Annotated in this window: 9 protein-coding genes and 1 pseudogene; 2 read left to right on the top strand and 8 right to left on the bottom strand. The window is 59.1% G+C overall.

The features are described from left to right. Positions 1-4 precede the first annotated feature (4 nt). Together AC51GR_RS23715 and AC51GR_RS23720 are read right to left on the bottom strand one after the other, a co-directional pair. On the bottom strand, positions 5-505 hold the full coding sequence (locus AC51GR_RS23715; RefSeq protein ID WP_496327116.1) for a VOC family protein: 501 nt from the start codon (positions 503-505) through the stop codon (positions 5-7). 97 nt (positions 506-602) lie between these two features. After that, positions 603-2,048, bottom strand: coding sequence for an amino acid permease (locus tag AC51GR_RS23720; protein WP_496327117.1), 1,446 nt, complete (start codon positions 2,046-2,048; stop codon positions 603-605). A gap of 699 nt (positions 2,049-2,747) precedes the next feature. Between AC51GR_RS23720 and AC51GR_RS23725 the strand changes: the two are divergent. Beyond that, positions 2,748-3,898: pseudogene (locus tag AC51GR_RS23725) on the top strand (IS3 family transposase). An 829-nt stretch (positions 3,899-4,727) separates the two neighbouring features. Here AC51GR_RS23725 and AC51GR_RS23730 read toward each other — a convergent pair. Continuing rightward, positions 4,728-6,104 (bottom strand): MFS transporter, encoded by a 1,377-nt coding sequence (locus tag AC51GR_RS23730; protein ID WP_496327118.1) that lies wholly within the window; start codon positions 6,102-6,104, stop codon positions 4,728-4,730. A gap of 54 nt (positions 6,105-6,158) precedes the next feature. Then, on the bottom strand, positions 6,159-7,781 hold the full coding sequence (locus AC51GR_RS23735; protein ID WP_496327119.1) for an amidohydrolase: 1,623 nt from the start codon (positions 7,779-7,781) through the stop codon (positions 6,159-6,161). A 750-nt stretch (positions 7,782-8,531) separates the two neighbouring features. Here AC51GR_RS23735 and AC51GR_RS23740 point away from each other — a divergent pair. Then, positions 8,532-9,341, top strand: coding sequence for an IclR family transcriptional regulator domain-containing protein (locus AC51GR_RS23740; RefSeq protein WP_496327120.1), 810 nt, complete (start codon positions 8,532-8,534; stop codon positions 9,339-9,341). Between the two features lie 34 nt (positions 9,342-9,375). Here the strand turns inward: AC51GR_RS23740 and AC51GR_RS23745 are convergent, their stop codons facing one another. The 4 genes from AC51GR_RS23745 to AC51GR_RS23760 all read right to left on the bottom strand — a co-directional run bounded on the left by AC51GR_RS23745 (position 9,376) and on the right by AC51GR_RS23760 (position 14,497). After that, positions 9,376-10,002, bottom strand: coding sequence for a TetR/AcrR family transcriptional regulator (locus AC51GR_RS23745; RefSeq protein ID WP_496327121.1), 627 nt, complete (start codon positions 10,000-10,002; stop codon positions 9,376-9,378). A gap of 134 nt (positions 10,003-10,136) precedes the next feature. Further along, complete coding sequence (locus AC51GR_RS23750) at positions 10,137-11,144, bottom strand: acrylyl-CoA reductase family protein (protein WP_496327122.1); 1,008 nt, start codon at positions 11,142-11,144, stop codon at positions 10,137-10,139. A 36-nt stretch (positions 11,145-11,180) separates the two neighbouring features. Beyond that, on the bottom strand, positions 11,181-13,295 hold the full coding sequence (locus AC51GR_RS23755) for an acetate--CoA ligase family protein (protein WP_496327123.1): 2,115 nt from the start codon (positions 13,293-13,295) through the stop codon (positions 11,181-11,183). Further along, complete coding sequence (locus AC51GR_RS23760; protein WP_496327124.1) at positions 13,292-14,497, bottom strand: acyl-CoA dehydrogenase family protein; 1,206 nt, start codon at positions 14,495-14,497, stop codon at positions 13,292-13,294. Before AC51GR_RS23760 ends, AC51GR_RS23755 begins: the two co-directional genes overlap by 4 nt. Positions 14,498-14,501: the final 4 nt, after the last annotated feature.

A 14,501-nucleotide genomic window follows, 5' to 3' on the forward strand; every position in this document is an offset into this window, starting at 1 on the left:
AAGGTCATGATGCGATGAAGGTTTCCAGGTCGATGAGCTCCACCTCGGCTGCGTCGTCCGTTACCTCGGCGAGTTGCACCAGCACCCCGGATGCCGACGATGGGTGGACGAAGAGCTCATTCCATCCCGGGCTGCGGCGCAATCCAAACACTCGGTAACCCAAGCCTTCGCATTGGACTTTCGCTACATCGATGTCAGGCACAATAAACGTCACGTGATGCAATCCACCGTGACCACCTCTTCGAAAGAATGAGTCGAAGAAGGTGGAGCCTTCTGTCGGTTCCATCATCTCAATCTTGCTTCCGTCTGGATAGCTGAGTTGGACCACACGAAAGCCCAGCGCTTCACTGCCACCTGTGTGACTCACCTCACCACCCAAAAGATCCTTGTACAACGGCAACAGCTCCCTGATACGGGGTGCGGCCACCGCAACATGGTCAAAAACAGCTCCGGCAAGTGGCGACATCTGATCGGCGTCAAACTCTTCTTGCGGATTTGCAACCATCGGTACCAGCTCCTCGTTGACATCTGCACGATTATCGGGGATCGCACGAGAGGCAGCGGCTCCTGCGCCCAACTCGGGCACAGGAGCCAGTGCTAACTCACTTCGGCGTTGACGTCGACTCCGACGTCGTCGTCACCATCTCGCCGGTTTCGACCTCCGCGGCTTCCGCCTTCGCGCCCACTCTCCTACTTTCCATGATGGCCTTGACACCATAAGCAACGGAGATGATGGCCCAGATGATCAAACTACTCACCAATTGACTCCGGGTATCGGCCTTGAGCCCCATACTGACGAGCACCGCCAGAATCGCGAGAGCAACCAGGATGGTCGACGCCGGAAACAGGATCATCTTAAATTGCAGTATTTCCGGCTCCTCTTTTTCCCACTTGCGCCGGAGCCTCAACTCCGAGAGACAAATCAAGAAATACACGAACAAGATCAGCGCACCCGAGGAATTGATCAAGAACAGAAAGACCGTGTCGGGCGAAATAATGGCCAACCCCAGGCACAATGACGCCACCAATGTGCACGACAAAATACCCTTCACCGGAACACCGCGCGAGTCGGTCTGAACCATCCATCCGGGCGCGTCTCCGCGCTTCGCCATTACAAAGAGCATGCGAGAGGACGTGTAGATCCCCGCGTTGAGGACCGAAAGAACCGCCACCATGACAACGAAGTTGAGCATCTCGACGGTATACGGAACACCGATATGGTCAAGCACAGTCACGAACGGCGATTCACCGGGAACGATCTCGTCCCACGGGACTACCAACACGATGAGGAGTGTCGACAGCACGAAGAAGCCAACTATACGAATCACGATCGTGTTCACGGCTTTCCGGATAGCCTTCGCCGGATCCGCCGTCTCAGCTGCGGCAATGGTGGCGACCTCTGCGCCAGTCATCGCGAAGATCACCACACCGACGCCCGCAAGAAGCGCGCCGGGCCCATTCGGAAGAAGCCCACCGTGTCCGGATAGGTTGGAAAAGTCCATGTCCGTGCCTGGCCAAGCACCAAAAACCACCAGCGCGGCAACCACGATAAAAGCAACCACCGCCACGATCTTGATACCGGCGAACCAGAACTCGGTCTCACCAAAGCTGCCCACTGACAGAAGGTTCGCTCCCGTCATGATCACCAGGAAGACCAGACCAGCTACCGCGACGGGCACCTCGGGGATCCACTGGTTCACCATCTGGCCACCGACCACGGCCTCGAATCCCACAACGATCACCCAGAAGATCCAGTACAGCCATCCCGTAGAGAAGCCGGCCCACCTACCAAGTCCCATGAGTGCGTAATCGGCGAAGCCGCCAGAGCGCGGCTTCGCCGCAGCCATCTCCCCCAGCATCCGCATGACGAACAATACAATCAAACCTGTCGCGAAATAGGAGACAAACGCAAGCGGGCCCGCCTCGTGAATAATCGCGCTCGATCCGACGAGGAGCGCTGCTCCGATCACTCCGCCGAGCGACAACATTGTCAGGTGACGCTGCTTGAGTCCGGGTTTGAGTTCATTGCCAGATGTCTCGGTGTCCATGGGGCTTCTTTCACTTCGAAGAGGTAGACGGTTGCTTCCTGAAGGGCGAACTGGTGGATTCGACAATCCCCATTCGTAATGAGTCTGTCGACCGATAGACAACCGAAGTCTATGTTTGACGCAGTGATCGCACAACCGGAAGAGCGAATTTGGCGCTTCACTTCAGCCGCCAGTCGCCGGAATAACCTACTCACGGCCTGCATGTTTCGTCGATTCCGCCCATTCAGAAAAGAGCACTCAGCCGAAGGATTCCGCGCAGCCGCTCAAGGATTGTCCATCCCGACAGCGTGCGCGTGGACTGGGTCCGCAACGCACAGGCACTGAGTTCCCACCAGATCGCGTTCGGCAATCGGGCCAACCCGGCGGGCCGATACACGTTGCTACCGAACCACTCTGGATCACCGCCCATTAGTATGTGACGGGCGCCATACGCCCTGCCAGCTAAAGAAGAGTGATGTATAACGTGTGGCAGATGCTGGCGTCATCCCCGTGCCCCCAGCCGGCATTTCTCAAGACCGACCAGCCGGATCCAGTTCAGATGAAGTACCCGATTCGGTCGATGTTGGCCGCGGGGCTTCGCGTTCCTGCAACCTCTGACTGAATCACCCCGGTGTGTCCGGAGGCTTTGATGTGCCCTGGGTTTCCCGGAGTTCGTTTGCTTGACTTTTGATCACGAGATTCCAGAAGGAGCCGTGCCCCATGCCCAAGCGTTATCCCGAAGAGTTCCGCCGTAAGGTGCTCGACCTCGTCACTGCTGGCCGACCTATTGCCCAGATCGCCGCCGATCTGAAGATCAGCGACCAAACGATCTACGGATGGCGTCGCCAGGAACAGATCGATACCGGGCAATTGCCCGGACTCAACCGTGCCGAGCAAGCAGAGCTCAGCGCGGCCAACAAGCGGATTCGTGAACTCGAGACCGAGGTCGCGATCTTGAAAAGGGCTCATGAGCTGCTCAAGGAGCCACACGACCCAAAAGGCGGTACGCGGCCATAGCCACCATGGCCGCAGAGAAACTTCCCGTACAGAAAGCCTGTCGATTGCTCGTGGTCGCCGAGTCGGGTTACTACGAATGGCGTTCACGCCCGCCTTCGACACGCTCGATCCGCCACGCTTGGCTCACCGAACAGATCCAGGCCGTGCACATCGCCTCACGGGGCACCTACGGTGCACGCAGGGTCCACGCCGAGCTCACCCTCGGACTCGGGCTGTCGGTAGGCCATAACCAGGTCGAGATGCTGATGGCCCGCGCAGCCATGAAGGGACTACCCGGGACCCGCCGTCCACGCAGCCGCCACGAAACCCCCACTGCAACCGATCTGGTGAAGCGCATGTTCACCCGCAAGTCACCAAATCAGTTGTGGGTCACCGACATCACTGAGCATCGCACCCACGAAGGCAAGGTGTACTGCGCGGTGGTCCTGGACACTTTCTCCCGCCGGGTCGTCGGCTGGTCAATCGATTCGAGCCAGACCGCCGCCCTGGTCACCAACGCACTGAGCATGGCCATCAGCAATCGCGACCCCCAGGCCGGCGGGGCCATCCACTCCGACCACGGAGTGCAATTCACTTCCTGGGCATTCACCGATCGCGCCAAACGCTCAGGGCTGGTGCCGTCGATGGGGTCGATCGGCGACTGCTACGACAACGCAATGATCGAATCATTCTGGGGCAGAATGCAAACCGAGCTACTCAACCGCAAACGCTGGAGAACGCGGATCGAGCTAGCCAACGCGATCTTCGACTACCTCGAGATCTTCCACAATCGACAAAGGCGTCATTCTGCACTCGGAATGCGCACTCCGATAGAGTTCGAACTGCTTTACCAATCCACCCAGCCCGTGGCCTGAAACCAAGTATGGCGTCACCGCCGAACCCAGGGCACATCACCCCGGTGCGCAGGGGGTTTGTGCAAGCCTTCTGAAGTAGAAGGCCAGGGACTTACGAGCGAGGATCTGCGGTCCCCTGCGGTGTATCGGGGACGTGGGTTCACGCTGGTTCCGGCACGCCGGCGGTATGCCACCGATCAACTCTGCCTCAGTCTGTCGGGAGATGTTCTCGTTCGACGAACGCGAAGACAGCCCACTGTTGGGTGCGGAAACGCGGGTATTCACACGACTGCCACCAGAATTGGGCGATCTCGCCGAGCGTCGACCCAAAGCAACCATGCTTGCTGGGCACGCTTCGCATCGCGTCGCGTCGCGTCGCGTCGCGTCGCGTCGAGAATATGTGCAGGACCACTTTTGTGGAGCAATCCGCGTTTGCTACGGGAATGTTGTGGGTCGCCAATCGCCTGCCACCGGAGTTCGCGGGCGATGCGTCGATGCGGATTTCTCTCGAGGCGATCGATCAATCGCTATCAAAGGACGAAGCGGGCTGACGCGGGAGTTGGTCGCCTGCCAGCGGAGTGGACGCACTGCGCAAGCCACACGCGCGGGCGAACAAGCTGCCTTCCGAGTTCACCGCCGACCGCGGTGACCATTTGCGCCCGTCCAGCCGGTCGCGGCAACGATGGCCTTCCCTCGTGGACCGTCGACCGGCGCACTCCACTCTCACACGTCTCTTTTTGACAGCCAATGCTCGCCGACTCGCCCGGACTTTGTAACGGCGGGTAACCAGCAAACTGAAGGGACCACCGGCGCCAAGCGCCGATAGTCCCTTCACGTTGGCGAACAGGCCCTATCGCGAGGAGGACGGCATCTTCGCCGGCACTTGTTCTGAGATGGGCATACCGTCAACACCCTGTCGGTTCGGATAGGTCCGTAAGAGCAGCCAGCTGAAGATCGCCGCGAGAAGAAGGACGCCCCCGAAGAGCCCGAAAAGGTTTCCTGACGACCAACCCGAATCGACCAGGAAGCCGGTCAGCAGCGGAGCGACGATCGACACGACGCGGCCCCAACCGAGCATCCAGCCTACCGCCGTACTTCTGATTGCTGCGGGGTAAACGAGTGGGCTCAAAGCGTAGTACGCCACGACACTGCCGTTTGCGGTGATGCCTACAAGCAACGCAACCACCACCGCGATTGCCGACATATCGAATACGTTGGCAAACAGTATAAATACGGGAAAACCGAAGACCATCAAGATAATCGCGATAACGATCGGGTTCACCTTCGTGGCCACGAACGAATAGGCGATACCTGAGACGACGCCGCCCGCCGTGACCACCAACCCGATTGCGATTCCGAAGCTGTCACTGCCAGTAGACTCTTCGACCAGCTTCGGAGTCCAAGTGTTGGCGAAGTAGAATGCCGCCATACAGAAACCGTAGGCCGCGAAGAGGAATATTGATCGTCGGATCAGCAGACGAGAAACAACTGGTGAACCCGCCGTCGACTTATTCAATTCCTGACGAGCTGGAAGTTCCGCGAAGAGAGAGACATCCTGCCCCAGTCTGCGAGCAATATTTTGATATTTGGACAGAGCGTTACGAGGTTTACGTTCGATAAGATAGTCGACAGATTCAGGAAGATACGCCATGCAGACGAAAAACATCAGTGCCGTGATTGCAAATCCGAACCAGAATGCAGAGCGCCAACCACCAAATTCCGTAATGAGGACCGCCGAGATGCCACCGAACAACGTCGCGCCGAGCGGAGACGACACGCCGTAGAAACCAAGCATCGAAACACGACGCCGCGAAGATGAGTACTCAGAGATCAGCGAAGCCAGGTTGGATACGATCGCACCGATCCCGATCCCGGTGAATACACGAAAGCTCAGCAAGACCGTGAAGTCGGTGGATACCGCGCACAGCCCCATACCGATCGTCATCACCATCAGCGAAGCCAGGATCAGCGGTCGCCGCCCAAATCTATCCGCCAGCGGAGAGATGAGAAATGCTCCGAGCGCAGTGCCCACCAATCCGCCACTGAACAGGTAGCCGAGCTGCACAGCGCTCAAATCGAAGTCGCGCTGGATGTCGGTAGCCGAGTACGACATGACGAGTATTTCAAACCCATCGATACCGACAAGTATGCAGCAAATTGCTATTGTGGCCTTTTGCAAACCTGCCATAGTGTCGGCGTTTAGTATTTCACGAAGATCCTGGGACATTTCCGTGGTCCAATCGAGTAGTTTCAATAACCTGCCACAAGGAGTTCAAAGGTCTTACAAGAGAACCACGCTCAACGGCAGCGCCCCATTGAAGTCGATGCCACCCTTCAACTCATTCCAGCCGTGACTAACCTCTCCGCCGATGACAGTCGCAATATTCTGAACCGTTGACAATTTATCGGAGGGTAGTCTGTATGGATCTCGATCAACGATCGCCATGTCGGCATACTTACCTACTTCCAGCGTTCCCTTGTCGTGCTCTTCGAAGGACGCATAGGCCGAATGGACTGTGTAACAACGGATCGCCTCTGTCAGGTCCAGCGATTCCTCATCGGTTACCGATTCCCCTTGAATATTCTTTCGATCGACCATCGCTTCAATGCCCATCCACGGATTGGCGAATGAGGGACGAGCTCCCGTGCAATCAGAACTCGCCGGCACGGCCATACCCATGTCAAGCGCTGTTTTGAGGATGTATTTTCGATGCCCGATGTCTTGCGAATCGTTCTTCAGAAAAACCGGTTGTGATGAGGGAATTATACCGAGGTCACGCACCCGCTTAAGATCAATCGAAGTGTATTCGGTGTTGAGCATATGTTCGATACGCGTTCGGTGATCCTCGACCCCCGTCACGGCTACGGCTTTCTCTATCGCATTGATCGCCTGATCCTGCGCGCGATCACCCCAGGCATGCAACCAGAGCTGAAGCCTTCCCTCGAAGGCCTTGATGATCACGTCTTCCAACTCCGACTGCGTCCGCGGCATGAGTCCGGCTCCCCGACCGCATTTGGCGTGGTTGTAAGCAGCCCCATCTTCATGTCCGTCCACAAAGAGCTTCAGACCGCCGAATCGCATTTTCGAGTTACCGAAGCCCGACGTCAACCCAATCTGGAGATACGCGTCCAACGGGGCGAGAGGCTGGTGCACAGGCGGCAAAATCGGGTGCTCACGCAAACGTAAACGAAGGGCACCGCTGGACGACAAGTGTTGCATTACTCGCATGCCCTGCGCACTGGCCGGCATGTCAGAAATCGAGGTCACTCCATTTGCGACGAAGAGATTCTGCGCAGTACCGACCAGTGCTTCTGCAAGTTCAGTAGCACTCGGGGTCGGAGTGCGCAGAAGGTCATACGCCTCTTCGACGAGACCTGTAAACATGCCGTCGTCGCCGACGGTTATCCGGCCTCCTGCGATGGGATGCAGATTCGACGGAGAAAGCCCACTCAGCTCAAACGCTTTCGAATTTGCCGTATGGACGTGTATCGTTCGTCGGACCACCAAGGGGTGATCCGGTGCGATCTCGTCGAGCGTCTGCCTTGACGGCAATTCGGCACCCCAAGGAAAGGTCGCCACGATCCACTGACCGACTGGCGTATTCCGGACTTCATTCTCGATCCGCTCGAGTGCAGCGGCGACTGTCAGGTTAGTCGTGTCAAGAAAAAACCGTTGGCTTATCGACGCCATTTCGAGGTGTGTATGCGCATCGACAAAACCCGGGAATACGTGCCTCCCTTGAAGATTGATACGCAGGGTCGATGCGTCTGCCAGCGGTTCGATGTCGCCATCCGAACCTACAGCGACGATTCGTTCCCCCCTGCTGAACACGCTCGTCGCTTTGGACGCCGAGCGCGCGAGCGTGTGTATGACCCCGTTGTACAGCAGCATTGAATGATTCATTGGGTGTCCTTTGGATTCTGGGACAAGAACTACGCGTGCGAGCAGGTACGCGCGTTCATGTAGTGAACAACTGATCACTAGGTGAACATCTGTGAGCTTGGTCTCTCACTCTGCGTTTGTCAAGAGCTACGATTGGGGCCGTCGACCTGGACCTCGGCACGCTGTCATACCTCGCCAGATCCCACGCCGCGTTGATGGGCGTCGACACCGAGTCGTGGGGACCACGTGTCACCGAACGCGCGCACCACTTCAACCTCTACCCATACACTTGTCAGGAATGGATTCACCGGCGCATCGGCGGATGGACTGCGGTCGTCTGCGATGGGTTTTGTGATTAAAACGGTTGCCCTAGAAACCATTCGAGTATGCGGATCCACAACGGTGCAAAGTTGCTCAATTGGCAACTGCACGGCAAGGGCGCCGGAACGTGAGCTCGCCACCGCTTCTTGCACTTGGTTTACGTGGCTGTTGTTCAGGTCTGTGCGGGACCGGTGAGACGGGTCCCCTGGACGTGCCTTCGTCATCGGCCCCGGCAACGAGGAAACTTTGACCGCGCGGTGACACATCGCCGACCTCATGGCCCACCGAAAGGCGAAACAGAGTCGGCCGTTGCACCGTAACCGGTCACGGTAGCAAGGACTCCGAAGACGTAGGGACCATCAACCAGAAGCAACCAGTGGGTGTCGCCGAACCCGCCGCACGCGGGTCTGCAGCCCGGAAGGGCCGATCGATGTCTGTAAGGATGGAGGGATGTCAGAATCCACGCCACATGTCGAACCCCAGGATCCGCAGCAATATGTGCGCGCGCTTGCTCGCGGACTGGCCGTGATGGCCTCGTTCGATCGCGGAAACCCGAGAATGCGCTTGGCAGAGGTCGCGGCGCGTGCCGGCGTCGACCGAGCATCAGCTCGCAGATCGCTGCTGACTTTACACCAGCTCGGGTACGTAAGCGTTGACCAAGGGGTCTACTCGTTGACGCCGCGAGTGTTGAAGTTCGGCTGGTCGTACCTGTCTACAGATTCACTTGTCGGCAGCGCCTTACCGATTTTAGAGGACCTGACCCAGAGGACCGGCGAGGCGTCGTCACTCGCAGTACTCGACGATGTCGAGATTGTCTATCTTGCTCGCGCGCAGTCGGGTGGTCTGGCGCGTATCGATATCGCTGTCGGTACGCGATTGCCTGCCGCGGTGACTGCTATGGGCCGAATTCTGCTCGCATCGCTCGACGAGTCGGACGCCCGAGGCTTGATGGACAGGCTCGAACTCAGCGCTAGTACTTCGGCGAGGATGAACAGCCGACATTCTCTCGCCGACGAGCTGGCCGAAGTGGCCAGGCAAGGATGGGCGGTGATGGATCGAGAGTACGACCCGGGCGTGTGTGCAGTCGCGGTACCTGTCACAAATGAAGACGGCCGCGTTTTGGCTGCGATCAATCTCGCGATCCCTGTCGCCGCTGGCGCGTCGATCGACGAGGAACGAATGGAGTATTTGATTGCAGAATTGAAGCGCGCATCGCAGTCTCTGGGTTACGCACTGGCCTCTAACGCAGCCAGAACTTGAGGCCAACCGGAGAGCCTGCTACAGGACGGAGTGATCACGTGCTGACGTCGATCTCCCGAGCTCTTACACCGACACCGTTGATCAGGATCTCGGCGATCTGGTCGGCAATGTCGGGCAAAGCCAGCCGCCCGTCTGGGCGATACCACACCGGTACGGAGTTAATCATCCCGAACAGCGCCGACAGTGCAACTGAACGGTCCACGAAAGCGAAGTCGCCCCGTGCGCTGCCCTCATCCATCACAGTTTGGAAAAGCTTGGTGTAGCGGTCTCTCTTGGCGACTACAAATGCTCTCTGCATCGGTTCGAGGGACCGAATCTCGGTGTCGGTGATGAAGATTTCTTTACGCCGCAGTCCGTGGAACATGACATGCGCACCAATCCCTGCGATGAGCCGGCCCCGCGGCGTCGATGCACCGCATATCGCCGTCGACACATGTTCGACCAAATCGTCCATGGTCTCCGACATGACTTCAGCGAGGATTTCCTGTTTGCTCGGATAGTAGTGGTACAGCGTGGACATCTGGACACCCACCACTTTTGCAATGTCACGCAGAGATGCGCCGTGGTATCCCTTCGCGAACCACAGATCGACACTTGCCTGCCGCGCTCTCTGCCCCGTCGAACGCTCGCCCGTCCCCTTGCTCTGGCTTTTCGCCGACACGGCTGTCCCCTCCCAGTTTTGCGAATAACGCCGGGGGCAGCAGCGCGTAACACCCGCAAGATGCCCTCGATCCAGTCTTGCGGTCAAAAATGAGGGCGACTGCCAAATCGGCAGCCGCCCTCCCCACACGATGATCAGTCGGCTGTGGCCCGAACGAGGGTCCTGCCTTCCAGGCCTCCTCCGAGAATTCCATCGAGCGCACGAGGAAGATCAGCAAGCGAGACTTCTTCTCCCGCAATGCCGTCAAGCTGCGCCTTCGTGATGCTTTCGGCGATCCAGTCCCACGTCGCCTGCCGGGTCGACAAATCGCACTGGACAGAGTCGATGCCGACCAGGCTCACTGCGCGGAGGATGAAAGGGAACACTGTGGTCGGAAGCTTTGCGCCGCCGGTGTTGCCCGAGGCCGCCACCACCCCGCCATACTGCGTGCTCGCGAGTGCCGCGTGCAGGGTGGTTCCGCCGACGCTGTCCACCACCGCCGCCCAGTTCTCCTTGCCAAGCGGTTTCGCATCCTCGGGGAGTCGGCCGATCACGTCTGAGGCTCCCAGACCCAGCAGCCAGTCCCGCCGCTGCTCACGACCGGTGCTGGCAACCACCTTGAAACCAAGATTGTGCAGGAACGTGACCGCAAAACTACCGACGCCACCGGTTGCACCGGTGACAAGAATCTGTCCACGGTCCGGGGTGATGCCGGCAGCGAGGATCTTTCGAACCGACAATGCTGCAGTGAATCCGGCTGTACCCACAGACATGACGTCGCGCGCTGAGAGCGAAGCGGGCCGCCTGACAACGGTGTTGGCAGGAACGGACGCGAACTCGGCAAATCCGCCATCTCTGGCGACACCGGTGTCGTACCCGTGTACGAGCACCGCGTCACCAACAGAGTAAGAACTCGAACCGGCGTCGACGATCACGCCGGCGAGATCGATCCCTGGCACGAGCGGAGAAATCCGGGCGACCTTTCCGTCTGCGGTCGATGCGAGACCGTCCTTGTAGTTGACGCTCGACCATTCGATCGCAATCCGGACTTCACCTTCGGCAAGTTCCGGCGTCGTAACTGTGCGAACTTCTCGGGTCACGCCACCGTTTTCGTCCTTCTCGACAACGAAGGCCTGGTACTTGTCCGGAATTTGGCTTGTCATGGTTTTTCCTTGTCTGCTACTGATTGATTTCTTGTGTTACGCGTCGCTGGCAGCGATGACGCGGACGTCCAGGGCCAGAGCACCATCAGCGCTGACACGAAGAGGATTGATCTCGACGTCGGTGATGGTGTCGGACGACATCAGCAGGTCCGCGGCCGCGATGGCGGCCCGTGCGGCAGCGGCGATGTCCAAGGGGCGTCGACCCCGTGCCCCTTCCAGTAACGGCGCCGCTTTCAGCGACCGAATACATTCCTCAACGTGTTCTTGTGAGGTGGGTGCCAGCGTCAGGGCAGAGTCGTGAAGGATTTCGGCGAAGATACCGCCTACTCCGACCAGAATGATCGGTCCAAAGATCGGGTCGCGTCGAGCGCCGACGATCATCTCGGTCGATTCGCCCACCGCTGCCATGCTCTCCACGGAGAACGTCTGGGATCCGGTTCGCTGCCTCATCGCACCGAACGCCGTCAACAAATCGTCGGGCGTTTGAATCCCGAGCGCAACACCGCCCATGTCGGACTTGTGGAGAAGGTCGACCGCCTTAAGGACGACCGGGAATCCGATCTCTTCACCAGCTTTGAGCGCCGACATCCCTGAAGTCACCTCGCGGGCATCGGGAAACTGAATACCCCGCTGAACGAGTGCCTTGCGGCCGCCGAAATATCCGGCAACTGCGACGCTGTCAGCAGACGACTCGGGCACCGGCAACAGATGCGTGCCGACAGTACTTGCGGCGGTGTGGATCTTGTCCATCGCACGCGCTGCCGCAGCTATGTCACCGCAGACGACGGCGTCGATTTCACGGAGCCGGTCCACGGCCTCAGAACCGCCGTCGGCGAACATCGTATGGATCAACAATGGCACCCCGGCCCTGTTCGCCGCATCGACTATCGCCTTCGTGGAGTCGACCTCACGCGGGGCAAGAGCCGGACTGATCACCGAAAAAGAGCCCAGCCCCCCGGTGATCACCACCGTGTCGACTTCACCGCTCTCGATGATCGTCACGGCTGCGTGCTCAAAGGCCTCCAATCGGGTATTCGCCGCTGCAAGATCAACCGGGTTGCTGACAAACGAGGACGGATCGAGCTTGTCGCTGAGAGCATGTCTGAGCTCGGGAGTGAATTCAGAAATCTCAAAACCAGCGTCGCCCAGCGCATCACAGGCGAGAACTGCGTGGCCGCCACCGTCACTGACAACAGCAACTCGACGGCCACTCGGCACCGGTTGTCGCGCGCAGATCTCGACACAACTCAGTGCTTCCGCAACCGATGCCGCACGAATCACGCCCAGATCACGGCATGCCGCTTCAGTCACCGCTTGGTTGGACGCCATCGCCCCGGTATGGGATGCGGCGGCGCGCGCGGCAGCTTCGCCGCCCGGAGATACCAGGATCACCGGTTTGCCGGTGCTCACGGCAGCCTGCAATGCCGCCAGCATTGAACGTGCGCGACGGAATTCCTCTGCGTAGATGACGATTACACGTGTGTTGTCGTCCGCACAGGCCGCCAGAACGAAATGACCGATGTCCAGGTCAGCCTGGTTTCCGACAGAAATGAAACGTGCAATACCGATACCCTTGGCGCGCAGGCCGAAAATAAAGTCCAAGCCCACGTTGCCGCTCTGCGAGATGACGGTGACCGGGCCTTTGCTGATTCCTGCAGGTCCGGCCTGGTCGTACGCGAGATCCAGTTCGCTATGGAGGTCCATGAGGCCGAGGCAATTCGGACCAACCATGGATACACCCGCGTCGCGGAGCTTGGTCACCATCGCCTGCTGACGCAATTGGCCATCTGCTCCGGCCTCTGCAAAGCCAGCGTTCACCGCAAGTATCGCTTTAGCGCCAACCTCGATCGCATCATCGAGCACGGAATCGAACGCCGACAGGGGCACGGCCATCGCGACGAGGTCCGGTGCTACCGACAGATCTCGCAACGACCGCTTCGTCGCTTGGCCGAGTACCGAATCCCGGGTTGCGCTCACCAGTTCGACGTTCCGCCGGTGAGCGCCCTTCAGGGCACCTTTGGCCAACTGATAGCCCCACTTGTTGGGATCGTCCGACGCGCCCACGATCGCGATCGACCGCGGATTGAACACCGAAGTCAGATCCCTGCGACCGTCAATAGAGGCAACTGCACGTTCAGCAACCTCGCTCATCTCGGAAGACCCAACACGCGCTCGGAGATGATATTCCGCTGGATGTCGTTTGTGCCCGCATATGTCACACTGCCCAGCGCCGTGAAGTAGGTCGTCTGCCACGTTGCTGTCTCGAGCGCGTCGGCCCCTGGCTCGTCCGAGTAGTACGCCGGTCCACGCCGCCCAATGCATTCGAGCCCATCAATACCAAGGACGTCCATAGCGAACGTAGAACTCAGCACGTGGTACTCCGACCAGACGAGCTTGGCCACTGAACTCTCGAATCCGGGAGGGTTGCCTTTCAGCCATCCGGTGACCTGTCGCCAGCCCAGCCGGCGCATGGCGTCCAGACGCACCCTCAAATCGGCGAGACGCGCACGTACGAGCGGGTCGCTGTCGAGGCCGCGGTGCTTGACGAGGGCCACCAGCCGTCCGAGTTCCGCGTCGAATCGCAAGGGCAACGTCACTGCGGTCTCGGACCGCTCGTGGCCCAGCAAGCTCATCGCCATGGCCCAGCCGTTCCCAACCTCGCCGACGACGTGTGCCTCTTCGGTCACCGCGTCCGTGAAGAATGTCTCGCAGAACTCATTGTCACCGGTGATCATCGTGATCGGGCGGAGCTCGACTCCTGGCTGCGTGGTCGGCAGGAGCATCAGGGTCAACCCGCGATGACGTGAAGAACCGGCTTCCGTGCGGACCAGCGCAAAGATCCAATTGGCCTTCATTCCGTCTGAAGTCCAGATCTTCTGACCGTTCACGATCCACTGCCCGTCGACAAGCTTCGCCGTCGTGCGCACATTCGATAGATCCGAACCAGCATCCGGTTCCGAAAAACCTTGGCAGAAAACAATTTCGCCAGACAGGATCTTCGGCAAGAAGCTGTCCTTCTGCTCCTGGGTACCGTGTTCGAGCAGCGTGTTCCCGAGCATGTCGATGGAAAACTCGTCATTGGCGGTACCGGTGGGAACGCCGGCGAGCGCAAATTCCTCGGCGAGGACCACACGCTCGGCGGGACTCAGACCCGCTCCACCGAATTCTTCCGGCCACGCGGGCGCCAGGAGTTTGTTCTCGAGCAGCAGAGCGCGCCAGCTCGCGTCGAACTTCTTGTACTCGTCTCCCTGAAGCGACCCGATACCTTTCCAGTCATCGGGCAGATTGTCCCGGAGCAATGCCTGGACTTTGGTGCGGAACTCGGCGGCTTCGCCAGTGAAGGTGATATCCATAATT

It is taken from the genome of Williamsia sp. z71 (assembly GCF_059553375.1).